Genomic DNA, 25856 nt, shown 5'->3' with positions numbered 1-25856 from the left:
ACATCGCTCCCGAGCATCCGCCCGGACCGCGCACGGGGAAGCATGACGGGAGAGCCCCGCTCGCTCACTCGCGAGAGCCCCTGCGCGCTCGTGACAGATCCAGGGCGCTCGCGCCAGACCCCCGTACGGAACGGAGCACCCCATGGCGACGCACGACCCCGTGGAGACGCACCCCCGGCCCGCGTCCGACCGTCCGCTCTGCCTCGTGACCGGCGCCGGCGGGTACATCGGCGGCCGGCTCGTCCCCGAGTTGCTCGACGCCGGATTCCGCGTGCGCTGCCTCGCCCGCACCCCCGCCAACCTGCGCGACCACCCCTGGGCGGACCGGGTCGAGGTGGTCCGTGGGGACGTCACCGACGCCGCCACCCTGCGCCCCGCCTTCCGCGACGTGCGGGTGGCCTACTACCTGGTGCACTCCCTGAGCTCCGGGCACGGCTTCGAGGAGACCGACCGGAAGGCGGCCCGGACCTTCGCCGAGGAGGCCCGCGCCGCCGGGGTGCGCCGCATCGTCTACCTCGGCGGCCTCGAACCCGCGGACGTCCCCGAGCGGGAACTCTCCCCGCACCTGCGGTCCCGGGCCGAGGTCGGCCGGATCCTGCTGGCATCCGGTGTCCCCACCACCGTGCTGCGGGCCGCCGTCGTCATCGGCTCGGGCTCCGCCTCCTTCGAGATGCTCCGCCATCTGACCGAACGGCTCCCCGTGATGGTGACGCCGCGCTGGGTCGGCACCCGCGTCCAGCCCATCGCCGTACGCGACGTGCTCCGCTATCTCGTCGGCAGCGCGCGGATGCCGGAGGACGTCAACCGCGCGTTCGACATCGGCGGCCCGGACGTCCTCACCTACCACGACATGATGGTCCGTTACGCGCAGGTCGCAGGACTGCGCCGACGGCTCATCCTGCCCGTCCCCATGCTCACCCCGCGCCTGTCCGGCCTCTGGGTCGGACTCGTCACGCCCGTCCCCGCCTCCCTGGCCCGCCCGCTCGCCGAGTCGTTGCGGTACGAGGTGGTGTGCGCCGACCACGACATCGCCGACCACGTCCCCGACCCGCCCGGCACCCCCATCTCCTTCGACGAGGCCCTCCGGCTCGCCCTGCAGCGGGTCCAGGAGGCCCGGGTCGCCACCCGGTGGAGTTCCGCCTCGTTCCCAGGGGCCCCCAGCGATCCCCTGCCCACCGACCCCGACTGGGCGGGCGGCAGCCTCTACACCGACGAACGCGAGCGGATCGTCGACGCGGGGCAGCGGGAGCTCTGGCAGGTCGTCGAGGGGATCGGCGGCGCGAACGGCTGGTACTCCTTCCCGCTGGCCTGGGCTGTACGGGGCTGGCTCGACCGGCTCATCGGCGGGGTGGGCCTTCGCCGGGGCCGGCGCGACGCCCAGCGGCTCAGGGCGGGCGACGCGCTCGACTTCTGGCGGGTCGAGGAGATCGAGCCCGGCACCCTGCTGCGGCTGCGCGCCGAGATGCGGCTGCCGGGGCTCGCCTGGCTGGAGATGCGGGTCGAGCGGGACGACCTGGGGCGGACCCGATACCGCCAGCGCGCCCTGTTCCACCCGCGCGGGCTCGCGGGGCAGGCGTACTGGTGGAGCGTGTCGCCGTTCCACGCCGTCGTCTTCGGCGGGATGGCGCGGAACATCGCGCGGGCGGCGGAGCGGGCGGCGCACCGCCCGCCCACGGGCACGGCGGACCCCGCCGGGAAGCCCGAGCCCGTCGGCGCTTCCCGCCCGTCAGGGACCGGTCCCACCGGGGACCCGGGACCGCCCCGGGCGTGAGCGGGGCGCCGCAGCCATGATCCGGGCCGTCGGCCACGCGCCGTGGCCGGAGCCCAAGGCCGGGCGGTCCGCGTCCACGGCCGGGCGGCCGGAGTCCACGGGGTGGCGGCCGGCGTTCATGGGCGGGCGGATGCCGTCCACGGACGGGCGGTCGCCGTCCACGCGTCGGCGGCCGCCGACGCATCCGCGGGCCGGTCGCACGCCGAAGGGGACACGGGGCCGCAGCACACGTCTCCCCGCAGCCGCCGGGCGCCCGGCCCCGCACGGCCCGCCCCTGACCCACCCTCCCGAGGAAGCGCGCCATGACCGTCTCCGTCGTCCTCTTCACCTCCGACCTCCGCCTGCACGACCATCCCCCGCTCCACGCGGCCGCGGAGGCGGCGCACGAGGTGGTGCCGCTGTTCGTCCGCGACCCCGCCGTGGACCGGGCGGGGTTCGCGGCGCCCAACCGGCTCGCCTTCCTCGCCGACTGCCTGGCCGACCTCGACGCCGGGCTGCGGGAGCGCGGCGGGCGCCTCGTCGTGCGCGACGGCGACACCGTCGCCGAGGTGTGCCGGGTGGTGCGGCAGGCCGACGCCGATGAGGTCCACATGGCCGCGGGGCACTCCGCCTTCGCCCGAGCCCGGGAGGCACGGCTGCGCGACGCCCTGGAGTCCGACGGGCGCCGTCTGTACGTGCACGACGCCGTGACCACCGTCGTACCGCCCGGCGACGTCACCCCGCAGGGCTCCGACCACTTCGCGGTGTTCACCCCGTACTTCAGGCGCTGGACCTCCGAGCCGCTGCGCACGCCCCTCGCGGCCCCCCGGTCGGTGCCGGTGCCGCAGGACCTCCGCTCCGAGCGCCCGCCGGCCCGCGCGTCCGTCGCGGACGTGTCGCCGGGCCTCGCCACGGGAGGCGAGAGCGAGGGGCGCCGGAGGCTCGGCGCCTGGCTGTCCCGCCACGCCGACGCCTACGAAACCGGCCACGACGACCTCGCGGGCGACGTGACCTCGCGCCTCTCGCCGTACCTGCACTTCGGCGCGGTCTCGGCGACCGAGGCCGTGCACCGGGCACGGGCCCGGGGCGGCGCGGGGGCCGAGGCCTTCGTACGGCAGCTGTGCTGGCGGGACTTCCACCAGCAGGTGCTCGCCGCGCGGCCGGACACGGCGGCCGAGGACTACCGGCCCCGCCACGACCGCTGGCGGCGGGGCGAGGAGGCCGAGGAGGACCTGAGGGCCTGGCGGGAGGGCAGGACCGGCTACCCCGTGGTGGACGCGGCCCTGCGCCAACTCGCGCACGAGGGCTGGATGCACAACCGGGGCCGGCTGCTCACCGCGTCCTTCCTCACCAAGACGCTCTACCTCGACTGGCGCGAGGGGGCCCGGCACTTCCTCTCCCTGCTCGTGGACGGCGACATCGCGAACAACCAGCTGAACTGGCAGTGGGTGGCGGGGACGGGCACCGACTCCCGGCCGAACCGTGTCCTCAACCCCGTACTCCAGGGGAAGCGCTACGACCCCGACGGTGCCTACGTCCGGAACTGGGTCCCGGAACTCGCGGCTCTGCCCGGTCCCTCGGTCCACGAACCCTGGCGTCTGAAGGGGCTGGACCGGGCCGAGTACGACTACCCCGACCCGATCGTCGACCTCGCCGACGGCCTCAGCCGCTTCCGGCACGCCCGGGGGCGCGACTGACCCCCGGTCGGGGTCCGCCAAACCGATACGACGCACGATCGACGCGTGTTGAAGCGACTCCTCCGGACGCCGGACGCTGGGGACCTGGGAGCACCGGCCCCGGAGCAGGAGGACCCGTCATGACCGTGACCAGCACCGCCGTCCGGCCCGACCCCGGCACGCTGTCCGACCCGCGGTCCGACGCGCTGTCCGACACAGGGGCCGACACGCGGTCCGACGCGCTGAGCGACCCCCTGTCGGACGCGCTGTCGGACGAGGAGATCGGCCGGGGTCTCGTTCGGGGCGACGAACACTGTCTCGCCGTCGCCCACCGCCGCTGGGCCCGCCTCGTGCACACCCTCGCGGTCCGCTCGCTGGGCGACCCGCGCGAGGCGGAGGACGTCACCCAGCAGGTCTTCCTCGCCGCCTGGCGCGGCCGGGCGGGCTACCGCCCCGAGCGTGGCTCGGTACCCGCCTGGCTCGTCGGCATCACGCGACGGAAGACCGCGGACGCGCTCACCGCCAGGACGCGCCGGCTCGACCTCGCCGCCGCCGCTGCCCTGATGCCGGCCACCGTCACGGACGAGGGCCCCGAGCACGTCCTCGACCGGATCGTGGTCACCCGTGAACTGGCCCGCCTGCCGCGGGACCAGCGGGACGTGCTCACCCTCGCGTACTTCGCGGACCTGACCCAGGCGCAGATCGCCGACCGGACCGGCCTCCCCCTCGGCACCGTCAAGAGCCACGCCCGCCGGGGCCTCCAGCGGATGCGCCGCAGCCTGGCCACCACGCCGACGGCCCCCGACCGGGCGCGCGCCGGCGGCGAGATTCCGGACTGAACACCCGGGCCGCGATCCCACCCCTCGTACCGGTGGTCCATGGATGACGGGGCTCCGTACCCGGCGGACACGTCGACCTGGCAGACTGCGGCCCTCACGGTCACCTCCCCTCGGCATGAGCGTCCCGCTCGCCCGGGGAAGCGGGCCCGCGACGACTCCTGGAGGCCACACATGCCGCAGCGGCCCGGTTACGCGGCCCACCCGGCCCGCACCCGCGGGTTCCGTCGGCCGGCGCGCCGGCACACGAACCCGGCGGCCGCGCGATGACCTGCCGCACCCGGCGCGCCGCCCGCCCGGACACCCCTGGCGCCCTCGTCGTCCGCAGCGCTCCTCCCGTGCCGACCGCGGCCGTGCTGCTGCTCCACGGCGGTCGCGCCGACGGGCCGGAGCCGCCGCCGGCCCTCAACCTCCCGGCGCTGCGCATGCGCCCCTTCGCCACGGCCGTGACCCGGGCCGTACGGGGCAGGAACGTGCTGGTCGCCGACGTGCGGTACCGCCACCGCGGCTGGAACGGCCCGCGCGCCGACGCCGCCAGGGACGCGGAAGCCGCCCTCGCGAGCCTCCGGGAACAGGCCGGGCCCGTGCCCGTCGTGCTCCTGGGCCACTCCATGGGAGGCCGCGCGGCCCTCCGCGCCGCCGGCGACCCGCACGTCCGCGGTGTCGTGGCGCTCGCACCCTGGTGTCCCGCCGGCGAGCCCGTGGAGCACCTCGGCGGCCGGCGGCTCTACCTGCTCCACGACGAGACCGACCGCGTCACGGCCGCCCGCGACTCCTGGGACTTCGTCCGCAGGGCACGGGCGGCGGGCGCCGACGCGGCGGGCATCCCGATGCCGACCGGAGGTCACGCCATGCTCCGTGGCGCGGACCTGTGGCACCGCCGCGCGGCAGAACTCACGGCGGCACTGCTCTCGCACGGCTGAGGCGGAGGGAAGCCGTCGGGCGGCGCGACCGGCCGGCCTTCCCGCCGGAATCGGGGAACGGTACGGCCCCGCCCTCCGGTGTCATCCGACGGTCGGATGCGGTTCCCCGTAGAGCCGGGTGAGGCTGTCGAGCGCTTCGCGCAGACCGCCGGGGCGCAGCATCCCCGGCTGTACGGACCGGCCGGCCCAGCCCGGTCCCGCGAGCATCACCAAGGGGTGCGTCCTCGCCCCCCTGACGCCGAACGACCGCGCGGCGACGTGCTGGGCCAGGGCGTGGTGCGCGGTCGAGCGTGCCTGCGACCAGAGCACGACCGCGACCGGACCCGTGCGCCGCACGGCGGCGTCGAGCGCCTCGGCGGGGACGGCCCCGCCGAACATCCGGGCGGGCAGGCCGCGTTCGGCGAGACCCGCGGCCAACGCCTCCAGCGGGAGCGTGTGCTGCTCGGCGGGCACGCACGCGAGGAGGACCGGCGGCAGGGAGGTCACGGCGACGGGCCCGGCGGGCGCGACCTGCCGGAGCGCGGTCGACACGTGCCAGGACAGCAGGTGCTCCACCTCGACGTAACGGTCCCCGGACGACTCCCACTTGCGCCCCACCGCGTGCAGGGTGGGCACCATCACCTCCTCCCAGGCGGTGACGAGACCGTGGTCCGCCACGACCTCGCGGAGCAGGACGTCGAGCGTGGGCCCGTCGAGCCGCACGGCGGCGCGCGCCAGCCCACGACACTCCAGGCGTACGTCACCGAGCGGGAGACCGCTGCCCGATCCCGGCCGGCGGGCGGCCGGGGCGCGGGGGAGGGGTGCCCGAGGAGCCGACCGCGCCGGGAGGGCCGCCCGCGTCGACAGGCCAGACCGCGCCGACAGGCCGGACCGCGCCGACAGGGCCGACCGGGCCGCTTCCGCGGGAGGCAGACCGGAGGCCGTGAGCCGGCACATCTCCTCCAGCATGGCGACGTCACCCGGGGCCCACCGCCGGTGCCGCCCCTCCGCCCGCGAGGCGGGCCCGATGCCGTACCGCTGGTCCCATGAGCGCAGCGTGGTCGGCGACACCCCGAGACGCCGGGCGACGGCGCCGGTCGTGAGGCCGTGCTCCGTATCGGAACCCGTCTCGTCACCCCTGTCGGAATCGGACATGCCCCCAGCGTACGACGCACAATCGATGCGAAGCCGACCGTCCCGGCCTCCACGACTCAGACGAGCAGCCCCTCGCAGGCCGCTCTCGTCGCCGCGTGCACCGCGCGGGCGAGCCGCGCACCCCAGAGCGAGCGCGGACCGGCGAACGGCTCGGCGGGCAGTCCTGCGGTCGGCCCGGTGGCGTGGCCGGTCGGGCAAGGCGCGGCCACGCACACGGCGTCCGTCGGCGTCCCCGAGGCGTCCGCCCCGAGTTCGACCAGGGCCTGGGTCTTCGCCTCGGTGGCGGTGGCCACCGCGTTCACGAGCGCGGCGTCGGTGAGGGCCACGGGCAGCGACACGATGATGTTGATGGTCCCCGGGCGCGGGGCCGCGACGGAACCGCGCCCCGGTGCGGCGGCCCAGCCCCGTACCCCGATCCCCGCGGTGACCACCGCCCGCACGCCGCCGTCGGCCGCGTGCCGCCGGTCCGCGACCGAGGCCGCCGTCATCAGGCCCACGCCGGGCCCCGAGAGCCCCGCACCGGAGGCCAGTTCGCGCAGGTGCGTCTCCGGGTCGCTCCGGTCGTAGCCGGGCGGGACCTGGGCGTTGAGCACCCACGCGCGCGTACCGATGCCTCCGCCGAGCACGGCGCTCGACACCATGCGCACGCCCGGTCCCGGGGCCCACACGAGGAGCGGCCACTCCCGGCCCTGCTCCATATGCGTGAGAAGGCCGGCGTCCGAGAGGGAAGCGCTGGTGAGGAGGGGGGTTCGCGGAAGCACCCCCCACCTTACCGCGCGGCTCTCCTCACTCGGACGGGTGAAAGACCCCTCCGGATCGGCTCCGGACCCATCCGGACGGCACGCCGCTCCGAAACACCTGTGACAGACAACAGGGCCGCGGCGGGGGAGACCCCGCCGGTGGTCCGGACGCGTCACCGCACTCCCGGCCGGGGTGGTCGTGCCGTTCGCTCTCCGTGCGCCTTCCACCGCGCACCCGATACAAGGGGTTCCTCCTCATGAACGCTCTTCGCCTCCGCCGCGCCGCCGTCGTCGTGGCAGCCGCGGCAGCGCTGCCCTTCTCCCTGGCCGCCTGTTCGGACTCCGGCTCGGACACCAGGTCCGAGGCCGGTGCAGAGGCCTCGGCGCCGGCGGCGCAGGAGAACACGCCCACGACCGGGACGGCCACGGCCACGGCCGCCGACGGTCCGTTCGGTCCGGGCTGCGCCTCGGTGCCGAAGGACGGCGCCGGCTCCTTCGACGGCATGGCCAAGGACCCCGTCGCCACCGCCGCCTCCAACAACCCGGCGCTGTCCACGCTGGTCGCCGCCGTCAAGCAGGCGGGGCTCGTCGACACCCTCAACAACGCCGAGAACATCACGGTGTTCGCGCCGACCGACGACGCCTTCGCGAAGATCCCGAAGGCCGACCTGGACAAGGTGCTGGCCGACAAGGACATGCTGACCAAGATCCTCACCTACCACGTCGTGGGCCAGAAGCTGACGCCGAAGCAGCTGGAGAACGGCTCCTTCGAGACCCTGCAGACGGGCACGCTCACCACGGAGGGCTCGGGCGAGGCGTACACCGTCAACGACTCCTCGAAGGTCGTCTGCGGCAACGTCCCCACGGCCAACGCCACCGTGTACATCGTCGACACCGTCCTGATGCCCAAGTAGCGGTCGGCGGAGGGGTAAGGCGCGGCCCTACCCGCCCGAGGACGCCGGCGAAGCCGGCACCGTCTCCTCGGGCGGGGGGGCCGTGCTGTTTCTGACGACCAGGCTGGTCGCGAGTTCCATGCGGGTCACGGACAGCTCCCCCGCCCGCAGCCGGAGCAGCATCTGCACGGCCTCCTCGCCCATCTGACGCAGCGGCTGGTGCACCGTCGTCAGGGCCGGGCTGGACCACCGCGCGATCATCACGTCGTCGTACCCCACGACGGACAGGTCCTCGGGCACGCGCAGCCCGCACACCCTGGCCGCCTCCATCACCCCGAGCGCCTGCAGGTCGCTTCCCGCGAAGATGGCGGTGGGCCGGTCCGGCAGCCGCAGCAGTTCCATCGCGTGCGCGTAGCCGCCTTCGACGTGGAAGTCGCCGAACCGGACGAGGGAGGCGTCGCCGGCCAGGCCCGCGATGTTCATCGCCGACCGGTAGCCGTCCAGCCGGGCGAGGGAGCAGAGCATGTCCTCGGGGCCGGTGACGATCCCGATGCGCCGGTGCCCCAGTTCGATGAGGTGCCGGGTCGCGGCGACCCCGCCGCTCCAGTTCGCCGAGCCCACGGACGGTACGTCCGGCTCCGGGTCGCCCGCCGGGTCGACGATGACGAACGGGATGGAGCGGGCGCCGAGTTGCTGCTTGACGGCGTCGGGCAGGGCCGAGAACACGAGGACCACGCCGATCGGCCGGCGCTGCAGCACCCCTTCGATCCAGTCGCTCGCCGGTGCGTGGCGGGTGCCGCTCTCGGTCAGCACCACGCTCGCCTGGTGGGCCTTGGCGAGGTTCTCCACGCCCCGGATCAGCTCCATCGACCACACGCTGTCCAGCTCGTGGAAGACGAGCTCGATGAGCGGGGCCTCCCGCGCCGCCCGGGTGGTCCGCCGGTAGGAGTGCGTCTCCAGCAGGCGTTCCACCTTGCCGCGGGTGACGGACGACACGTCCTGCCGCCCGTTGAGCACCTTCGAAACTGTCGAAAGCGAGACCCCGGCTTTCTCGGCCACCTCGGCCAGGGTGATCCGCCTGCTCTCCTCGTCATCTCGCATCTGAGCAGCATAAAGCGGCGGCGGACCGCAGCAGGGTCACGCTTTGGTAACTCGCCGCCAGTGGGTTGACCCGCCTGCTTCCGCAACCCTAGCGTCCCGACCCGTGAAGTTTCGGTAACTGGATCGCAACTCTTTCGAAAGGTGAGGCGATGAAGCGACCCGCACAGCTCCTGAGGACCGCTGTCGTCGGCGGAGTGACGCTGACCCTGTCCCTGTCCCTGGCGGCCTGCGGCAACTCCGGGGACTCCGCCGACGGGGGCTCGGACAAGATCCACATACTGGTGTACGGCGACGCGGCCAACAAGGTGGAGAAGCAGCTCGTCGAGACCTTCAACAAGACCTCGAAGGTGAAGGCCGTCCTCGACACCATCCCGGGCGCCGACTACCAGGCCAAGCTGCAGACGATCATCAGCGGCAAGCAGGCCCCCGACGTCTTCTTCAACTGGGGCGGCGGCAGCATCAAGCCCTACGTCGACGCGGGGCTCCTCATGCCGCTCGACGACTTCATCGCCAAGGACCCCGGCCTGCAGTCCAACTTCCTGCCGTCGGTCTTCAACACCGCCGTCGTGGACGGCAAGCCCTACGGCGTGCCCATGCGCGGCACCCAGCCCGTCCTGCTGTTCAGCAACAAGAAGGTCCTCGCGGACGCCGGCGTCGCCGCCCCCCGCACCTGGAGCGAACTGCTGACCGCCGTCAAGACCCTCAAGGCCAAGGGCGTCACCCCCATAGCCCTGGGCGGCGGCGACAAGTGGCCCACCCAGATGTGGTTCCAGTACATGTACGACCGGGTCGCGGGCCCCGACCTCTTCCAGAAGGCCGTCGGCGGGGACAAGAGCGCCTGGGCGAGCCCCGACAGCAAGAAGGCGCTCGTCATGCTCAAGGAGCTGATCGACACCGGCGCCTTCGGCAGCAACTACGACTCGGTCAAGTTCACCGACGGGGGTTCGCCCGCCCTGCTCGCCACCGGCAAGGCCGCCTTCGAGCTCATGGGCTCCTGGGAGTACTCCACCCTGCAGGACGCCTACCCGGACTTCGTGAAGAAGGACCTCGGTTACGGCAGCTTCCCGACCGTCGAGGGAGGCAAGGGGGACCCGAACAACCTCGCGGGCAATACGAACAACTACTACTCGGTCCTGAAGAACACCGAGCACCCCGAGGCGGTGGCCGAGTTCCTGAAGCTCATGTACTCGGACGAGTTCGTGAAGGCGCAGCTCGGCATCGGCAACCTGCCCACCACCACCAACACCCCGAAGTTCCTGGACGGCTCGGCGAACCCGGCCTACTCCACGTACCAGTACGAACTCGTCAAGAAGGCCCCGGCGTTCCAGCTCTCCTGGGACCAGGCGTACCCGCCGGCCGCCACCACCACCATCCACCAGGCCGTCCAGCAGTTCTTCAACGGACAGATGGGGGCCGACGCCTTCATCGCCGCCATGCAGACCCTGCCCGCGGCCTGACCTCCGGGACGTCCGACATGACCACCGCCACAGCCCCCGCCGTGGACAGCGAGAAGACGCGACGCCGGGCGACACGGCCCGGCCGCGCCGCCGGAACCGGTGTGAGCCGCCCCGGCTTCGTCTGGGCGGCTCCCGCCGCCGTCTTCTTCGGCCTGTTCGCCATCGTGCCGCTCCTCCTCGTCGTCGTGCTCTCCTTCACGAGCTGGAACGGCCTCGGCTCACCCGAGTTCGCCGGCCTGGACAACTGGAGCAAGCTCCTCGACGACCCCGTCATGCTCAAGAGCCTCTGGCTGAGCCTGCTGCTCACCGTGCTCGGCGTCGTCGTCCAGACCCCGATCAGCATCCTGCTCGGTGTCTGGGCCGCCGGCCACCAGCGCAACCGGGCCGTCCTCTCCGCCATCTACTTCGTCCCGCTCCTGCTGTCCATCACCGCCGTCTCCGTGCTCTGGCGCGCCGTGCTCGACCCGAACTTCGGCGTGCCCTCGCAGGCCAGATGGCTGTTCGGCGACGGCAACCTCTTCGGCGTGCAGGCCGGTGCCATCGGCGTCCTCGTCTTCGTGAGCACCTGGCAGTTCACCCCGCTGCACACCCTCATCTACCAGGGCGCCGCGCGGGCCATCCCCCAGGTGCTCTACCAGGCCGCCCAGATCGACGGCGCCGGAAGGTTCCGGCAGTTCTTCCACATCACGCTGCCGCAGCTGCGGAACAGCATCGTGACCTCGATGGTCCTCATGGTGGTGGGCGGCCTCACGACCTTCGACACGGTGCTGATCCTCACCCAGGGCGGTCCGGGCACCGACACCACGAACAGTGCGTACTACATGTACCAGAAGGCCTTCAAGAGCTTCGAGTTCGGAACGGCGTCCGCGATCGCGCTGCTGCTCGTCCTCGTCGCCAGTTTCGTGTCGCTCGTCATGGTCCGTCTGACGGGCTACGACAAGATGCGCAGCACCATGGAGGGCGTGTGATGAGGCGCCGCCCCAACCACCTGGCCGGATTCGGCTCGCTGATCTGGCTGTTCGTGGTCGGCCTGCCGCTGTACGTCATGCTGGTCGCCACCTTCCAGAGCCGGGCGGACTACGCGGCGAACGGCCCGCTCGGCCTCCCCGAACGGTTCACCCTCGACAACTACGTCAACGACCTGAGCGACGGTTTCGCCCAGTACTTCCTCAACACGGTCATCGTCACGGTCTGCGTGGTGGGCATCGTCCTGCTGCTCGTACCACCGCTGGCGTACGCCATCGTCAGAAGCGACGGCAAGGCCACGGGCAGGGTCTTCCGGCTGTTCCTGCTCGGCCTGGCCATCCCCTCGCAGGCCGTCATCGTCCCGATGTTCTACCTGATCAACGAGGCCGGCCTCTACGACAACCTCATCGGCGTCATCCTGCCGACCGCCGCCTTCGCCATGCCGGTGTGCACCCTGATCCTCTCCGGCGTCATGCGGGACATCACGTCCGAGCTGTACGAGGCCATGACCGTCGACGGAGCCTCCTCCTGGCGCATCTTCCGCCAACTGGTGATGCCGCTGTCCAAGAGCGGCCTGTCGACCGTCATCGTGTTCTCCGCCCTCCAGGCCTGGAACGGCTTCCTCTTCCCGCTCGTGCTCACCCAGTCCTCCGAGAACAAGGTCATCACCATGGGTCTGTACGACTTCCAGACCGAACACGGCGTCGACATGCCGGGCCTCCTCGCGGCCGTCGTCCTGTCCATGCTCCCCATCCTGCTCGTCTACCTGTTCGCCCGTCGCGCCCTGGTCCAGGGCCTGATGGGAGTCGGAGGAAAGTGACCGACAACGTGGCCACCCAGCCCCAGACCCAGCACCCCGCCTGGCGCGACCCCGCGCTCAGCGCGCAGGCCCGGGCCGACGCCCTGATCCGCGAGATGACGCGCAAGGAGAAGATCGCCCAGCTCTTCGGCGTGTGGGTCGGAGCGTCCGCCGAAGGCGCCGAAGTCGCGCCGCACCAGCACGACATGGAAGAGCCGGTCCTCCTCGACGACCTGCTGCCCGACGGGCTCGGGCAGCTCACCCGCCCCTTCGGCACCGCCCCCGTCGACCCGGCGCTCGCCGCCCTCTCGCTCATGCGGACGCAAGGGCGCATAGCCGCCGCCAACCGCTTCGGCATCCCGGCCGTGGCACACGAGGAATGCCTCGCGGGCTTCGCCGCCTGGGGCGCCACCGCCTACCCCGTACCCCTGTCATGGGGAGCGACCTTCGACCCCGCCCTCGTACGGGAGATGGCGGCCGCCATCGGCCGCGACATGCGCGCGGTCGGCGTCCACCAGGGACTCGCACCCGTCCTCGACGTCGTACGCGACGCCCGCTGGGGACGCGTGGAGGAGACCATCGGCGAGGACCCGTACCTCGTGGGCACCATCGCCACCGCCTACGTCCAGGGCCTGGAATCCGCCGGCGTCGTCGCCACCCTCAAGCACTTCGCCGGCTACTCCGCCTCCCGCGCCGGCCGCAACCTCGCCCCCGTCGGCATGGGCGCGAGGGAGCTGGCCGACGTGATCCTGCCGCCGTTCGAGATGGCGGTCCGGGAGAGCGGCGTCCGGTCGGTGATGCACGCCTACACCGACACCGACGGCGTGCCCTCCGCCGCCGACGACGAACTGCTCACCGGACTGCTCAGGGACACCTGGGGCTTCACCGGCACCGTCGTCGCCGACTACTTCGGCATCGCGTTCCTCAAGACCCTGCACGGCGTCGTCGGCACCTTCGGCGAGGCTGCCGGGGCGGCCCTCGCCGCCGGGGTCGACGTGGAACTGCCCACCGTCAAGACCTTCGGCGAGCCCCTCCTCGACGCGATCGAGGCGGGCATCGTGCCCGAGGAACTCGTGGACCGCGCCGTACGGCGGGTCCTCGTCCAGAAGGCCGAGCTGGGCCTCCTCGACCACGACTGGACCCCCGTCCCGGCGGCCCTCGAAGGAGCCGACACCACAGCGGACCCCGCCGCCCTCCGCGGCACCATCGACCTCGACCCGGACGGCAACCGCGAGCTGGCGGGCCGCATCGCCCGGCAGGCCGTCGTCCTGCTCCGGAACGACGGCATCCTGCCGCTCGATCCGGGCGCCCCCCGCCGCATCGCCCTGATCGGCCCCAACGTCGAAGCCCCGACCGCGGTCCTCGGCTGCTACGCCTTCCCCGTCCACGTCGGAGGACAGCACCCCGACATCCCGCCGGGCATCGACCTGCCGACCCTCCGTGAGGCGCTCCAGGCGGAGTTCCCCACGGCCGAGATCGTCGTGGCGCGCGGTGCGGGCGTCGACGAGGCCGGCACCGAGGGCTTCGCCGAAGCCGTCGCACTCGCCCGGAGCGCGGACGTCGTGATCGCCGCCCTCGGCGACCGCGCCGGACTCTTCGGCCGCGGCACCAGCGGCGAGGGCTGCGACGCGGAGTCCCTCGCCCTGCCCGGCGTACAGCAGCAGCTCCTCGACGCCCTCCTCGACACCGGCACACCGGTCGTCACGACCCTGCTCGCCGGGCGGCCCTACGCGCTCGGCCGCGCGGCGGACGAGTCCGCCGCCGTCGTCCAGTCCTTCTTCCCCGGCGAGGCGGGAACGGCGGCCATCGCCGCCGTCCTGAGCGGACGGGTCAGCCCCAGCGGCCGCCTGCCCGTCAGCGTGCCCCGGCATCCCGGCGCCCAGCCCTCCACCTACCTGGCGGCCCGGCTCGGCCACGCCAGCGAGGTCTCCAGCATCGACCCGACACCCGCGTTCGGATTCGGACACGGCCTGACGTACACGACGTTCGAGTGGAGCGATCTCGTCGTCGAGACCGACAGCACCCCCACGGACGGCGCGTTCCGCCTCGCCCTCACCGTGCGGAACACCGGCGACCGCGCCGGCAGCGAACTCGTACAGCTCTATCTGCACGACCCCGTGGCGTCCGTGGTCCAGCCCCTCCAGAGGCTGATCGGCTACGTACGCCTCGACCTCGCCGCCGGACAGGAGGCCAGGATCGACGCGACCGTCCCCGCGGACCTCGCGTCCTTCACCGGACGCGACGGGACACGCGTCGTGGAACCCGGAGAGCTGGAACTGAGGTTCGGCGCGTCGAGCGCCGAGCCCCGGCTCACCGCCCGGGTCGTGCTCACCGGCTCCGCACGTCAGGTGGACCACCGTCGGCGCCTGCACGCCGACTTCGAGGTGCTCCCGCCCGCCGCCGACTGACGGGCGGGCGACTCGCGGGTACGTGCCCCCGCGGGCGTACGACACGGCCGAGCCCCGCCGCCCTGACGGGCAGCGGGGCCGGTGCCGTTCGGGGCGGCGGTGATCAGGACGGCCTGCACGTGACGGTCGGCCAGGTCCGGTTGCCGTTGTGCTGGATCGTCATGCCCCAGGTGCTGCCGCTCCCGTTCGGCCGGGCGACGAGGGTCTGGCCGTCCGGGTAGGAGGCGCTGACGTTCCAGGTGGCCAGGACCTTCGCGGGGGAGGGGACGTTCACCGTGACGGTCCAGGCCGTCGAGCCGCTGACCGCCACGCCGAGGTTGTACCGGTCGCTCCACGACTGGCCCGCCGTCAGGGTCGCCGCGCAGCTCTCCGTACCGCCGCTTCCGTCGGGGGCCACGGCGCGGCCCGTCGTCGGGGAGATCATCCCGGAGCACAGGCCCTTGGCCGCCAGTGTCCGCGCGATCCGCGGGATCGCGGCGAGGGTGTTGGCGGGCCAGTCGTGCATCAGGATGATCTGGCCGTCGGTGAGCCGGTTCGCGGCCTGGACGATCGCGTCCGTGCCGGCGTTGTTCCAGTCCTGCGAGTCGACGTCCCAGAGGACCTCCCGCAGACCGTGGGCGGCCTCGACCGCCTTCAGCGTCGCGTTCGTCTCGCCGTAGGGCGGCCGGAACAGTTTCGGCGTCCCGCCGCCGGCGGTGACGATGGCCTGCTGGGTGCGCGAGATCTCCGACTCCATCTGCGCCTGGCTCAGCTGGGTCATGTGCGGGTGGGTGTAGCTGTGGTTCGCGACCCACATGCCCGCGTCGACCTGGGCCTTGACCAGGGCGGGGTTGGCGGCGGCGTACTGCCCCTGGTTGAACATGGTGGCCCGCAGGCCGTTCTGCCGCAGGGAGTCGAGCAGGGCCCGGGTGGTGCCGGACGGGCCGTCGTCGAAGGCGAGTCCGACGTATCCGTTGGAACAGGCGGCGGCCTGCGCCGGAGCGGCGCCGGTGGTGAGGGTGGCCGCGGCAGCCAGGGCGACGGCGGCCTGGCCCACGAGCAGCGGCCGCAGGGCCGGGCGGATCTTTCGACGCATCGGGGTGGTCCTCCTCTTCGACGGGACTCGGGCGGTGCGGCGCCTCCTTGAGGTCCGCCACGGGCGAACAGTGGGCGGTTTGGTGCGCTCATGTCAATACTTTCGTCGGCCTGCGCGAAATGTTTGCGCTGCTGGATCCTCCGGGTCGGCGGCATCCTCCCTGGTGGGGCGCCCGTGGTTCGTTGGTCGCGGAGTCCAATGAGTGAACCGGTGACGCGATCGGGATGGCGCATCGCGAGTGAGGTTCGAAACTTTCGAAGGTGTGTCAATCCATGTCGTGGGGGTTGACGTGTCCTTGACGCCGATGGCTGTATGGGAGCGCTCCCACGCTCACCGGGCGGACCCCGCCCGGTTTCCGGCATGCACACCTTCTGGAGTCGAAGTGAGAACGAGAAGCACGGCACGCCCCCGCACGGCCGTCGCTCTGGTGACAGGGCTTGCGACCCTCCTCGGGCTCGCCCTCATGGGCGTCCTCGGTACGGCCACGGCGCACGCGCGGACGGCCGAGCCCCTGGCGACGGGCCTGCACGTCAGCGACGGGCGCCTGCTCGAAGCGAACGGCAACGACTTCGTGATGCGCGGCGTCAACCACGCCCACACCTGGTACCCGGGCGAGACGCAGTCACTGGCCGACGTCAAGGCACTGGGTGCCAACAGTGTCCGGGTCGTCCTCTCCGACGGTCACCGCTGGTCCGAGAACAGCCCCGCCGACGTCGCCGCCGTCGTCGCCGACTGCAAGACCCAGCGGCTGATCTGCGTCCTGGAGGTCCACGACACCACCGGCTACGGCGAGGACGCCGCCGCGGGCACCCTGGACCACGCCGCCGACTACTGGATCGGCCTCAAGGACGTAATCGCCGGGCAAGAGGACTACGTCATCGTCAACATCGGCAACGAGCCCTGGGGCAACACCGACCCCGCCGGCTGGACCGAGCCCACGACCGCCGCCGTCAAGAAGCTGAGGGCCGCCGGGTTCCAGCACACGATCATGGTCGACGCGCCCAACTGGGGCCAGGACTGGCAGGGCGTCATGAAGGCCAACGCCCGGTCCGTCTACGACGCCGACCCCACCGGCAACCTGATCTTCTCCATCCACATGTACAGCGTCTTCGACACCGCGCAGGAGATCACCGACTACCTGAACACCTTCGTCGCCGCCCGACTGCCCATCCTCATCGGCGAGTTCGGCGGCCCGGCCGACCAGTGGGGCGACCCCGACGAGGACACCATGATGGCCGCCGCCGAGCGGCTCGACCTCGGTTACCTCGCCTGGTCCTGGAGCGGCAACACCGACCCGATCCTCGACCTCGCCGTCGACTTCGACCCGAGCCGCCTCAGCGCCTGGGGCGAGCGCATCTTCCACGGCGCGAACGGAATCGCCCAGACGTCCCGGGAGGCCACGGTCTTCGGCGGCGCCCCGGGCGACACGGCACCGCCCACCGCCCCGGGCACGCCGACGGCCTCCGCGCTGACCTCCGACTCCGCGACCCTCACCTGGGCCGCCGCCACCGACGACGTCGGTGTCGCGGGATACGACGTCGTCCGCGTCAGCGGCGGCACCGACACGAAGGTCGCGTCCTCCACCACCACCCAGGTCACCGTGGCGGGGCTCGCCGCCGACACGGCGTACACCTTCGCCGTCTACGCCCGTGACGCGGCGGGCAACCGCTCGGCCCGTTCCGCGACGGTGGACGTCACCACCGAGGCGGGCGGCGGCACCCCCGGCGCCCGCTGCGCCGTCGGCTACCGCGTCGTCGGCGAATGGCCGGGCGGGTTCCAGGGCGAGATCATCATCCGCAACACCGGAACCGTTCCCGTCAACGGCTGGACGCTGGGCTTCTCCTACGGCGCGGGCCAGACCGTCGGCAGCATGTGGGGCGGCACCGCCGTCCAGACCGGCAGCACGGTCAGCGTCTCCGCCGTGCCCTACACCCACACGATCGCCCCGTCCGGCTCCGTCACGCTCGGCTTCATCGCCACCAAGGGCACGACGAACCCGGCCCCGGCATCCTTCACTCTCGACGGCGCGGCCTGCGCCACGGCCTGACCCCGCACGTGCCCGCCCTCTCCTCCGGTACGGCGTCGAGGCCCCACGCGCGACGTCGGTGCCGGCGGAGAGCGACCCGGGAGGTCATGCCTCCCGGGTCCCGGCAACGCCATCCTGGCCGGAACCGAGGGGCCGACCGAAGAGGACTCCGACCCGGCCGTGCGGCAGGTGCGCGAGCCGGCCGTACTGTCCCGCCCCGAGTTCGACTCGGCCGTACGTGACGCGCTGCGGGCCCTGCGTCGTCCCGACGCCCTCGCCGCGAGCCCGCTCAGCCGCAGCCGCCTCGTCCTGCAGAACGGCGGTGACCTCGAGGAAGTCCAGCACGAACTGAGCGGCACACCGCTTCCCGCGCGTGAGTCGACCGCGCTCTGAGCGGCACCAGGCACTCCTCGCGTGCCCCGTGCGGAGATGCCGGTCCCGTCAGTGCCTCGGGCCGTGCGTCCGGCCAGGAGGAAGTTCTTGTGAGCGGGGCTCACATCCCCCTGCCGTGCGGCGGACGGCATCTCCGCCCGCCCGCCGTCAGGAGCGGGTCAGCAGCTTCCGCAGCGCCCCGGCGATGTCCGCGGGGGCCTCCTCGGCCATGAAGTGGCCGGTGGAGACGGTGGAATGGTCCAGGTCCCGCGCCCAGGCGCCCCACAGGGCCGCGGCCTCGTAACCGAGGGCCGCCCCCCAGTCCTGCTGGAGCACCGAGACGGGCATGACGAGCTGGTGGCCCGCGGCGCGGTCGGCGCGGTCGTGGTCCACGTCGATGCCGGCGGACGCGCGGTAGTCGGCGACGATCGAGGGAACGGCGTCGCGGCACGCCGTGAGGTAGGCCTCCCGCACGTCGTCGGGCACCGCGTCCGGGTCTTCGGTCCAGACATCGAGGAAGTGGCCGAAGAACTCGTCCGAGCTCGCCCGGATCATCTTCTCGGGCAGGCCGGACGGCTGGGCCATGAGGTACAGGTGGAAGCCGACAGCCGCGGTGACGCCGTGCAGCGCCTCCCACGTGTCCAGGGTGGGCAGGACGTCCAGGCAGGCCAGGTGGCTGATGACGTCCGGGTGGTCGAGGCCGGCGCGGAAGGCGACCAGCGCGCCACGGTCGTGGCCCGCCAGGGCGAAGCTCTCGTGCCCGAGGTTCTTCGCGAGCGTGACGATGTCCCGGGCCATGGTCCGCTTGGAATAGGTGTCCGGGCCGTCCTCCAGCGGCTTGTCGCTGTCACCGTAGCCGCGGAGGTCGGGGACGATGACGGTGTGGTCGGCGGCGAGGTCGGCGGCGACGTGCCGCCACATGAGGTGGGTCTGCGGGAAACCGTGCAACAGGACGACCGGAGTGCCCGATCCGCCGACCGCCACGTGGAGGGACACGCCCTCGGCGACGGTGACGCGCCGGTACTCGAAGTCCGGAAGGGTGGGTGCCATGGTGCCGCTCGTTTCTGGGGGTCGTTTCTGATCCGTGGGGTGCGCGGCGGCCGCGGGCCGCTCGCGCCCCCGGTTCGAAGCCTGCGGGCGGCGAATGAGCAACCGATGAGCGCTGTACGTTTGAGCTGGTGGTTTCCCGGCAGAACGAACGGCGGCGATGGGGTTGAGACTGAGCGTCCTGGGACCTGTGTCCGCCTGGGACCCGCAGGGAGACCCGGTCGCGCTCAAGGGGCCCAGGCACCGCGCGGTGCTGGCCCGGCTCATCGTCGCTCGCCGCCGTGTCGTGCCCGTCGCACGGCTGGTGGAGGACCTCTGGGCGGAACCGCCCGCGGACGCGGTGAGCGCCGTACGCACCTTCGTCGCCGCACTGCGCCGCGCCCTCGAACCCGACCGGCCGCCCCGCGGCAGACCCCGGCTCCTCGTCACCGAGGGCCCTGGCTACGCCCTGAAGGCGGCGGAAGAGGACGTCGACGCCTGGCGCTTCGAGCACGCCGTCGCCTCCGCCGCCGAGCTGCCGCCCGCCGAGGCCGTCAGCCGGCTCACCCAGGCGCTCGGCTGGTGGCGGGGCCCCGCCTACGCCGGTCTCGACGAGGGCCCCTGGATCCGTACGGAGCGCTCCCGGCTGGTGGAGCTGAACTGCCAGGCCGTCGAACGCCGGGCCGCGGCACAACTGGCCCTGGGAGCCGCCGCGCAGGCGGTCCCCGACCTGGACGCGTACGTCACCGAGCACCCCTGGCGCGAGGACGCCTGGTACCTGCTGGTGCTGGCCCTCTACCGATCCGGGCGTCAGAGCGACGCGCTCTCCGTCGTACGGCGGGCCCGGCGCCTGCTCGGCGAGCAGATGGGCATCGACCCGGGACCGAGACTGCGCCGACTGGAGACCGACGTCCTGCGCCAGGCCGACCACCTCGATCCCGGCCCCGGCGGTACGGCCGCCCAGGTCTGGGCGGAGGCGACCGCGGCCTACGAGCGCGTGGTCCCCTCGTACGCGCGGGCCCGCCTGGAGTCCACTGCGGGGCTGATGCGCGACCTGGCGGTCACCGGCGGCGGAGGCCTTGAGGCGGCCCGCCGTCACCGGGTCGCCGCCGTCGCGGCCGCCGAGCAGCTCGGCGACGCGGAACTCACCGCCCGCGTCATCGGCACCTATGACGTGCCGGCGGTCTGGACCCGCTCCGACGACCCCGAGCAGGCGCGGTGGCTGGTCGACGCCGCCGAACGCACCCTGCGGCTGCTGCCCGCCGACGCCCACGACACGGCCAGGGCCCGGCTCCTCGCCACCATCGCCGTGGAGTCCCGCGGCGCGCTCCCCGTTGAACAGGCGGCCTCGGGGGAACGGGCCAGGGCCTACCAGGCGGCCCGGCAGGGCGAACAACTCGCACGCGGCCTCGGGGACGGACCGCTGCTGGCCTTCGCCCTGAACGGCGTGTTCATGCAGACCTTCCAGCGCGCGGGGCTGTCCCCCCGGCGGGACGCCATCGGCGCGGAGATCGTCTCCCTGGGGCAGCGCAACGACCTGGTGACGTACGAGGTCCTCGGGCACCTCGTCCGCCTCCAGTCGCGCTGCGCGGTGTCCGACCTCGCCGGGGCCGAGCAGCACGCGGTGGCCGCCGACCGGCTCTCCGAGCGGTACGGTCTGCCGCTCGTGGGCGTGTTCACCACGTGGTACCGCGCCCTGCGCACCGCCCTGACCCAGCCGCTCGCCGCGGCCGACGAGGCGTACCGGGAGGCCGACATCGCGCTGGAGGGCGCGGGAATGCCGGGACTGCGGCTCGGGCTGCTGCCCCTGGCCAGACTCGGGCTGCACCTCTCCCACGGCGTCGCGCCCGAGGAGGCCGAGGCCGACTGGGGACCCTACGAGAACTGGGTGCGCCCGTGGCTCCTGGTGGGCGCGGGGGACACGGAGGCCGCGCGCGCGGCGCTGAGGGACATCGCCCCGCCGCCGCGCGACCTCATGTTCGAGGCCTTGTGGTGCGTGGTGGGCAGGGCGGCCACGGCCGTCGGTGACCACGGCACGATGCGCCGGGCGCTCCGCGAACTCCAGCCGGCGGCCTCCGAGCTGGCCGGCGCGCAGAGCGGACTGATCACCTTCGGGCCGGTCTCGCGGTATCTGAGGGAGTTGTCCGACGGGCTCGGCGCCCACCCGTAGACCCTCCGCCCGACCCGGTCGGGGACATCGACGAGCGGGTGTCTCCGGCCGTTCCTCCGAGAGCCGGCGGCCCACGGGTTGTGGCCCACGACGCGGGGCGAAAGCGGGCTGCCGCAGGGGGGCGGCACGGGGGACTACGGCCGCGGGCGCGCCGGTCCGAGCCCCTGGGGAGGCGGAGCAGCCGCCGATACGGCTCCTCGGTCGTCGGCCGAGCGTGGACATGCGGCTTGCCGATCGGCTCCGCCGGTTCCGTCCGCATCACTCGTTCGGCGGACTCGCCGCGCGGGAGGCGGGCGGCACTCATAGCGTCGGGCCCGGATGGGATTCGCCGTGACACCTAGGAGAAGCTGATGACGGACGAGGCGATGGAGAAGCTGGCCACGGAGGCTTGGCTCTACGGGTATCCGCTGGTCACGGCGGCCCTGACGAAGGACTCCATGACGGCGGTCCCGGCCCGGGACGACGGGCGTCGGAAAGCCCCGGTCAACCAGTTCTGCTACTTGCGCGCCACTCCGGACGCCTCATTCACCGAGGTCGTCTCGCCGAACGCCGACACCCTGTACTCCAGTGCCTGGCTCGATCTGTCCGACCAACCTCTGGTGCTGGCCCTGCCCGACTTCGGTGACCGGTTCTGGATGGTCCCCATTCTGGACGCCTGGTCCGATGTCTGCGCGGTCGTCGGCCGGCGCGAGTACGGCCCGTCCGCCGGCCCGTTCCTGATCGTCGGGCCGTCCTGGTCAGGAGCGACCCCGCCCGGTCTGACCCTGTTGAAGTCGCCCACCGCCGTGAACTGGATCATCGCCCGTTACGCGACCAGCGGTCCGTCGGACTTCCCGGCCGTCAACAGGCTTCAGGACGCCACGCGGCTGATTCCGCTGTCGGAGTGGACCGGCAACCCGGACGACTACTCCCCTCCCACCGACGTCCCCGTCCCCGCCGGGGCCGACACCACGACGCCGCCGGTCGACCAGGCCCACGCGCTCAGCGGCCGCGACTACTTCACCCTCCTCAACCAGATGATGGTCGACAACCCTCCTGACCCCGCCGACGCACCGATCCTGGGCCGCCTCGCCAAACTCGGCATCGCACCCGGCGCGAGCCTGGACGACCTGGCCGCCGAGGAGCTCGCCGCCCTGGACGCGGGTGCACGGCGCGGCCCGGAGACCCTGCGCGATCTGCTCGCCCGGGCGGAGTCCGCGAATGCCGGTGGGTGGACCGTGCACCGAGGCTTGGGGGACTACGGCACCGACTACACCAAGCGCGCGGTCATCACCCGGTTCGGATACGGAGCCAACCTCGACGCCGACGCCCTGTACCCACACGCCACCACCGACGCCGACGGCCGGCCCCTCGACGGCGCCCACACCTACGTGCTGCACTTCGGCGCCGGTGAGACCCCGCCCGTCGACGGCTTCTGGTCCCTCACGATGATGAACGAGCGCCAGTTCTTCGCCGACAACCCGCTGAACCGGTACGCGATCGGCGACCGCAGCGGCATGCGGACCAACCCCGACGGCTCCCTGGACATCTACGTCCAGCACGACAGTCCCGGACCCGACCGCGAGAGCAACTGGCTCCCCGCACCCACGGGCAGCTTCAACGTCTTCCTGCGTCTGTACTGGCCCCAGCGGCCCGCACTCACCGGCGACTGGACCCCGCCGGCACTTCAACGCACCAGCTGAATCCCACACGCCCCGGTGCCTCCCCGAAGGGTTCCTCGTCGATCGGCGTCGAGTCGCACGAGCGCGGTGATCTCAGCGGGGGCCCGCCGTTTCAGGCGACCAACCCGTAGATGCTCGCGGCCGTCAGCCACAGGCCGGCGAGGAGGGAGAGCGTGACGATCAGCTGCTCCTGGTGCCGGCCCAGCCAGTCGCGCAGGGCGTTCAGTCGGGCTTCCGCGGCCGCAGGTGCCCAGACCGCGTACATCTCCATGACGATGAGGCTGAGGGTGGCCAGCAGGCAGTAGCCGGTCAGCGCGAGCCAGTCGTCGGCGGTGGAGAGGTTCGCCTCGAGGGCAGTCGCGGCCCCGGCGCCGACCAGTCCCCAGGGTTGCAGCAGCCACGCCAGACCGGCTGCCGTGACCCAGGAGGCGTTGTCGATCCGGGCGGCCCAGCGCGGTGGGCCGTGCGGGCGCGGCGGTCGGCGCCGCCGGTGCGCGCCGTACAGCACCAGCGCCAGACCGATGGCGAGCTTCGCAGCGAGCGCGGCGGTCGACGGCGCACTGTGCCGGGCCGGGGGCTGGCCGCCGGTCAGCAGCACCACGACGGCGATCACGGTGATCAGGTTGGCCAGCCACGACAACAGGAACGCCAGGCCCTGACGGACGCCGCGCCGCGAGGAGAGCAGCAGGATGAAGGCGCTGTTGTGCAAGGGCCCCAGGGTGATGGCCGTACCGATCACCACCAGGTCGAGGACCATCGGACCAGTCGCTCCTGGAGGTCGGTGCCGCCCGCCACCCATGGAACAGGGACAGGCCGGCAGAGGGACGCGGCGCTACCACGGTGCCGCATCCCGACTCTGCAGGCGGCGGCCTGGCCGGTCAAGCAAGCCACGCCCATGGAGCCCTGCCGGTCCGTTCGGGACATACATCGCCGGCTTACGCCTGCCCCGGCTTCGACGAGGCCCGACTACGCCGCGGTTTCGTGGTGCGTCACCCTGACGGGGTGGCCGCCCAGTGGGGCGGTGAGGCGGGCAACGCCCGGCACGGCCGACGCGACGTCGGCCAGCTCTCCGACCGGCCCCGCGGACCACGACGGCGTTCGGCCTCGCGGTGCTCGCCGTGTTCGGGGTGCCGTTCGGGGCGACGGTGCAGAGCGGCTACGAGAAGGTGTGTGATCTGCCCCGGCCCGCTGGGGGCCGGGTGGTGGCATCCCCGACGCACCGCGGGATCACACACGCCGGCACCTCAGACGGACCCTGTGGCCGGGGTCGGGCGCCGCGGGCGGTCGTACTGCCACGGCCCGCGGCGGCCGGGTCGTTCAGGAGCCGGGAACGGAGTCCTTGAAGGCCGTTCCGGATGCGCGGAAGCCGGTGACCTTCGCCGCCACTTGGGCGGGGGTGAGGACCTGGTCCTTCACGTGGAGCAGGTAGTCGATCCGCTCCTCGTAGGAGCGGGGGGTCGTGGAGGTCTGGCCGGCGAGGTCGATCAGCCACTGGTTGAAGTGGATCGACATGGGTCGCTCGGGCAGGTAGCGGGCGTCGTGCCGGGCGAACTGCTTGCCGTCGATGTAGTAGACGAGCGCCGTGTCGTCGATGGTCAGGACGAGGTCGTGCCAGCCGGCGTGGCTCGTGCGGGTCTCGGTGTGCTGGTTGACGGCCTCCCAGGGGTCGGGGCGGAAGGTCTCCCAGGAGGTGGTGTAGAGGACGTTCGCCGTCTCGCCCCAGCCGCCGTTGGGGAGGTACTCGAAGTCGTACTCGGCGTAGTCGTCCGCCATCGGCGCGGTGAGGTCGTTGATGGTGAAGAAGCTCTGGACGAGGTGGTCGCCGTCCGGGCCGCTGGTCGGGGTGTCCGCGAAGCGCACGCGGGCGGCGTAGGTGCCGTTCTTGAACTTCCGTGCCGCGGTGTGTATTTCGGTCTGCCGGGTCGACGTGCCGGTGCCCGCGGTCGACGTGCGCAGCGTCATGACGGAGTTCGTGCCCTCTTTGGCGAAGGTCACGTTCTCGGGGGCCCACGTCGCCGCGCCGACACCGGGGCCGCCTCCGCCGGAGCGGACGGTCCAGCCGTGCGCGGTGATCGCCGGATCGGTGTGGCCGGTGTAGTCGAAGTCGTCGAAGAGGACGCCCTGTTCGGCCGGGGGAGTGGTCGGAGGCGCGGGGGGCGGGTCGGTAGGTGTCGGGGTCGGCGTCGGGGTTGCCTCGTTGCCGGTGGGGGCGGTGCCCCAGACCGGGACTCCGGCGATGGTGGCGGTGACCTTGGTCCAGTTCCCGTACGTGGTCTGCGCGGGCCCGAAGGAGTAGTCGTCGGACTGGTCGAGCGGATGCCAGTCGGAGCGGTGGAAGCGCAGCTGTACGTCTCCGGTGTCGGCGCCCGGCGCCAAGGAGCCCGCCCCCGCCGTGAACCCGACCTCCAGGTACCGGTCCGCCGTGGCGGTGGGGCTGGCCGGCGTGCCGAACGTACCCGTCAGATGCGCGCAGCCCCTGACGGCCCAGTCGCACGCGTAGCTGTACGAGGCACCGGGGTCGGCCTTGAAGTAGTAGCGCAGCTTGACCTGGCTCAACAGGATGTTCGTCGTCCCGGTGTTGACCACGGTGAACCGGGGCGCCGCCTGGTCGCTGCCCGCGCCGCCCTGCCGGTAGCGGACGGCGACGCTCTCCTCCGCGGCGGCGGCAGGGACGGCGGTCAGCGTGGTGGCGCCGAGACCGATCACGGCGGTGGCGGCGGCGAGCGCGGTGCGCATGCCGCGCTTCCGGCGGCTGGTGCCGTTGCGCATGGGGTTCCTCTCGGGGAGGTGATGGGGGGAAGGCGGCATGGTGCCGAGGGTGAGGTTCGTTGCTTCAACACCCG

Annotated in this window: 20 protein-coding genes; 13 read left to right on the top strand and 7 right to left on the bottom strand. The window is 72.8% G+C overall.

Features of this window, described 5'->3' with window-relative positions:
* Positions 1-142: 142 nt before the first annotated feature.
* The 4 genes from IO20_RS0104750 to IO20_RS0104730 all read left to right on the top strand — a co-directional run bounded on the left by IO20_RS0104750 (position 143) and on the right by IO20_RS0104730 (position 5185).
* Positions 143-1771, top strand: coding sequence for an SDR family oxidoreductase (locus IO20_RS0104750; protein ID WP_051874238.1), 1629 nt, complete (start codon positions 143-145; stop codon positions 1769-1771).
* A 302-nt stretch (positions 1772-2073) separates the two neighbouring features.
* The gene (locus tag IO20_RS0104740) at positions 2074-3447 is read left to right on the top strand and encodes a cryptochrome/photolyase family protein (protein ID WP_030545792.1); all 1374 of its coding nucleotides are present in this window, start codon (positions 2074-2076) and stop codon (positions 3445-3447) included.
* Between the two features lie 119 nt (positions 3448-3566).
* Positions 3567-4265, top strand: a complete 699-nt coding sequence (locus IO20_RS0104735) for a sigma-70 family RNA polymerase sigma factor (RefSeq protein WP_078945807.1) — start codon at positions 3567-3569, stop codon at positions 4263-4265.
* Positions 4266-4528: 263 nt separating this feature from the next.
* The gene (locus tag IO20_RS0104730; RefSeq protein ID WP_078945808.1) at positions 4529-5185 is read left to right on the top strand and encodes an alpha/beta fold hydrolase; all 657 of its coding nucleotides are present in this window, start codon (positions 4529-4531) and stop codon (positions 5183-5185) included.
* 81 nt (positions 5186-5266) lie between these two features.
* On the opposite strand, the gene IO20_RS0104725 is transcribed toward IO20_RS0104730, so the two are convergent.
* Both IO20_RS0104725 and IO20_RS0104720 read right to left on the bottom strand, forming a co-directional pair.
* On the bottom strand, positions 5267-6319 hold the full coding sequence (locus IO20_RS0104725) for a MerR family transcriptional regulator (protein ID WP_051874239.1): 1053 nt from the start codon (positions 6317-6319) through the stop codon (positions 5267-5269).
* Positions 6320-6375: 56 nt separating this feature from the next.
* The gene (locus IO20_RS0104720) at positions 6376-7080 is read right to left on the bottom strand and encodes an adenosylcobinamide amidohydrolase (protein WP_030545800.1); all 705 of its coding nucleotides are present in this window, start codon (positions 7078-7080) and stop codon (positions 6376-6378) included.
* Positions 7081-7316: 236 nt separating this feature from the next.
* Between IO20_RS0104720 and IO20_RS0104715 the strand changes: the two genes are divergently transcribed.
* Positions 7317-7973, top strand: a complete 657-nt coding sequence (locus IO20_RS0104715; RefSeq protein WP_030545802.1) for a fasciclin domain-containing protein — start codon at positions 7317-7319, stop codon at positions 7971-7973.
* A 27-nt stretch (positions 7974-8000) separates the two neighbouring features.
* Here IO20_RS0104715 and IO20_RS0104710 read toward each other — a convergent pair whose 3' ends face one another.
* Positions 8001-9053 carry a LacI family DNA-binding transcriptional regulator gene (locus IO20_RS0104710; protein ID WP_030545804.1) on the bottom strand — a complete coding sequence of 351 codons (1053 nt, stop codon included), beginning with the start codon at positions 9051-9053 and terminating at the stop codon, positions 8001-8003.
* A gap of 149 nt (positions 9054-9202) precedes the next feature.
* On the opposite strand from IO20_RS0104710, the gene IO20_RS0104705 reads away from it, so the two are divergent.
* Genes IO20_RS0104705 through IO20_RS0104690 form a run of 4 tightly spaced genes read left to right on the top strand, consistent with a single transcriptional unit; the run spans position 9203 to position 14683 of the window.
* A complete protein-coding gene (locus IO20_RS0104705; RefSeq protein ID WP_030545807.1) occupies positions 9203-10510 on the top strand; it encodes an ABC transporter substrate-binding protein in 1308 nt (435 codons plus the stop codon).
* A 17-nt stretch (positions 10511-10527) separates the two neighbouring features.
* Positions 10528-11478 carry a carbohydrate ABC transporter permease gene (locus IO20_RS0104700; protein ID WP_030545809.1) on the top strand — a complete coding sequence of 317 codons (951 nt, stop codon included), beginning with the start codon at positions 10528-10530 and terminating at the stop codon, positions 11476-11478.
* Positions 11478-12296 carry a carbohydrate ABC transporter permease gene (locus IO20_RS0104695; protein ID WP_030545811.1) on the top strand — a complete coding sequence of 273 codons (819 nt, stop codon included), beginning with the start codon at positions 11478-11480 and terminating at the stop codon, positions 12294-12296. Before IO20_RS0104700 ends, IO20_RS0104695 begins: the two co-directional genes overlap by 1 nt.
* An 8-nt stretch (positions 12297-12304) precedes the next feature.
* On the top strand, positions 12305-14683 hold the full coding sequence (locus IO20_RS0104690; RefSeq protein ID WP_425423697.1) for a beta-xylosidase/alpha-l-arabinosidase: 2379 nt from the start codon (positions 12305-12307) through the stop codon (positions 14681-14683).
* A gap of 103 nt (positions 14684-14786) precedes the next feature.
* Here IO20_RS0104690 and IO20_RS0104685 read toward each other — a convergent pair whose 3' ends face one another.
* Complete coding sequence (locus IO20_RS0104685; RefSeq protein ID WP_030545816.1) at positions 14787-15758, bottom strand: polysaccharide deacetylase family protein; 972 nt, start codon at positions 15756-15758, stop codon at positions 14787-14789.
* Between the two features lie 463 nt (positions 15759-16221).
* Here IO20_RS0104685 and IO20_RS0104680 point away from each other — a divergent pair, with 463 nt between their 5' ends.
* Together IO20_RS0104680 and IO20_RS0104675 are read left to right on the top strand one after the other, a co-directional pair.
* Entirely contained in the window at positions 16222-17805 is a 1584-nt protein-coding gene (locus tag IO20_RS0104680; protein WP_245684868.1) for a cellulase family glycosylhydrolase, read from the top strand.
* A 159-nt stretch (positions 17806-17964) separates the two neighbouring features.
* Positions 17965-18177, top strand: a complete 213-nt coding sequence (locus IO20_RS0104675) for a hypothetical protein (RefSeq protein WP_030545820.1) — start codon at positions 17965-17967, stop codon at positions 18175-18177.
* Between the two features lie 147 nt (positions 18178-18324).
* Here the strand turns inward: IO20_RS0104675 and IO20_RS0104670 are convergent, their stop codons facing one another.
* Positions 18325-19206 (bottom strand): alpha/beta hydrolase, encoded by an 882-nt coding sequence (locus tag IO20_RS0104670; RefSeq protein ID WP_030545822.1) that lies wholly within the window; start codon positions 19204-19206, stop codon positions 18325-18327.
* 157 nt (positions 19207-19363) lie between these two features.
* Here IO20_RS0104670 and IO20_RS0104665 point away from each other — a divergent pair, with 157 nt between their 5' ends.
* Both IO20_RS0104665 and IO20_RS0104660 read left to right on the top strand, forming a co-directional pair.
* Positions 19364-21352, top strand: a complete 1989-nt coding sequence (locus tag IO20_RS0104665; protein ID WP_030545824.1) for an AfsR/SARP family transcriptional regulator — start codon at positions 19364-19366, stop codon at positions 21350-21352.
* 350 nt (positions 21353-21702) lie between these two features.
* A complete protein-coding gene (locus IO20_RS0104660) occupies positions 21703-23034 on the top strand; it encodes a DUF1254 domain-containing protein (RefSeq protein ID WP_030545827.1) in 1332 nt (443 codons plus the stop codon).
* Between the two features lie 91 nt (positions 23035-23125).
* On the opposite strand, the gene IO20_RS0104655 is transcribed toward IO20_RS0104660, so the two are convergent.
* The gene (locus tag IO20_RS0104655; RefSeq protein ID WP_030545829.1) at positions 23126-23770 is read right to left on the bottom strand and encodes a GAP family protein; all 645 of its coding nucleotides are present in this window, start codon (positions 23768-23770) and stop codon (positions 23126-23128) included.
* A 560-nt stretch (positions 23771-24330) separates the two neighbouring features.
* Positions 24331-25782, bottom strand: a complete 1452-nt coding sequence (locus tag IO20_RS0104650; RefSeq protein ID WP_030545831.1) for a cellulose binding domain-containing protein — start codon at positions 25780-25782, stop codon at positions 24331-24333.
* Positions 25783-25856: the final 74 nt, after the last annotated feature.

It is taken from the genome of Streptomyces exfoliatus, assembly GCF_000725545.1.
GTDB classification, from domain to species: domain Bacteria; phylum Actinomycetota; class Actinomycetes; order Streptomycetales; family Streptomycetaceae; genus Streptomyces; species Streptomyces exfoliatus.
This window is presented reverse-complemented; position numbering and strand designations above follow the sequence as displayed.

Excerpts from the sequence above, each read along its gene's own strand:
- IO20_RS0104750 (WP_051874238.1), top strand. The coding sequence starts at position 143 with ATGGCGACGCACGACCCCGTGGAGACGCACCCCCGGCCCGCGTCCGAC.
- IO20_RS0104740 (WP_030545792.1), top strand. The coding sequence starts at position 2,074 with ATGACCGTCTCCGTCGTCCTCTTCACCTCCGACCTCCGCCTGCACGAC.
- IO20_RS0104735 (WP_078945807.1), top strand. The coding sequence starts at position 3,567 with ATGACCGTGACCAGCACCGCCGTCCGGCCCGACCCCGGCACGCTGTCC.
- IO20_RS0104730 (WP_078945808.1), top strand. The coding sequence starts at position 4,529 with ATGACCTGCCGCACCCGGCGCGCCGCCCGCCCGGACACCCCTGGCGCC.
- IO20_RS0104725 (WP_051874239.1), bottom strand. The coding sequence starts at position 6,319 with ATGTCCGATTCCGACAGGGGTGACGAGACGGGTTCCGATACGGAGCAC.
- IO20_RS0104715 (WP_030545802.1), top strand. The coding sequence starts at position 7,317 with ATGAACGCTCTTCGCCTCCGCCGCGCCGCCGTCGTCGTGGCAGCCGCG.
- IO20_RS0104710 (WP_030545804.1), bottom strand. The coding sequence starts at position 9,053 with ATGCGAGATGACGAGGAGAGCAGGCGGATCACCCTGGCCGAGGTGGCC.
- IO20_RS0104705 (WP_030545807.1), top strand. The coding sequence starts at position 9,203 with ATGAAGCGACCCGCACAGCTCCTGAGGACCGCTGTCGTCGGCGGAGTG.
- IO20_RS0104700 (WP_030545809.1), top strand. The coding sequence starts at position 10,528 with ATGACCACCGCCACAGCCCCCGCCGTGGACAGCGAGAAGACGCGACGC.
- IO20_RS0104695 (WP_030545811.1), top strand. The coding sequence starts at position 11,478 with ATGAGGCGCCGCCCCAACCACCTGGCCGGATTCGGCTCGCTGATCTGG.
- IO20_RS0104685 (WP_030545816.1), bottom strand. The coding sequence starts at position 15,758 with ATGCGTCGAAAGATCCGCCCGGCCCTGCGGCCGCTGCTCGTGGGCCAG.
- IO20_RS0104680 (WP_245684868.1), top strand. The coding sequence starts at position 16,222 with ATGGGCGTCCTCGGTACGGCCACGGCGCACGCGCGGACGGCCGAGCCC.
- IO20_RS0104670 (WP_030545822.1), bottom strand. The coding sequence starts at position 19,206 with ATGGCACCCACCCTTCCGGACTTCGAGTACCGGCGCGTCACCGTCGCC.
- IO20_RS0104665 (WP_030545824.1), top strand. The coding sequence starts at position 19,364 with ATGGGGTTGAGACTGAGCGTCCTGGGACCTGTGTCCGCCTGGGACCCG.
- IO20_RS0104660 (WP_030545827.1), top strand. The coding sequence starts at position 21,703 with ATGACGGACGAGGCGATGGAGAAGCTGGCCACGGAGGCTTGGCTCTAC.
- IO20_RS0104655 (WP_030545829.1), bottom strand. The coding sequence starts at position 23,770 with ATGGTCCTCGACCTGGTGGTGATCGGTACGGCCATCACCCTGGGGCCC.
- IO20_RS0104650 (WP_030545831.1), bottom strand. The coding sequence starts at position 25,782 with ATGCGCAACGGCACCAGCCGCCGGAAGCGCGGCATGCGCACCGCGCTC.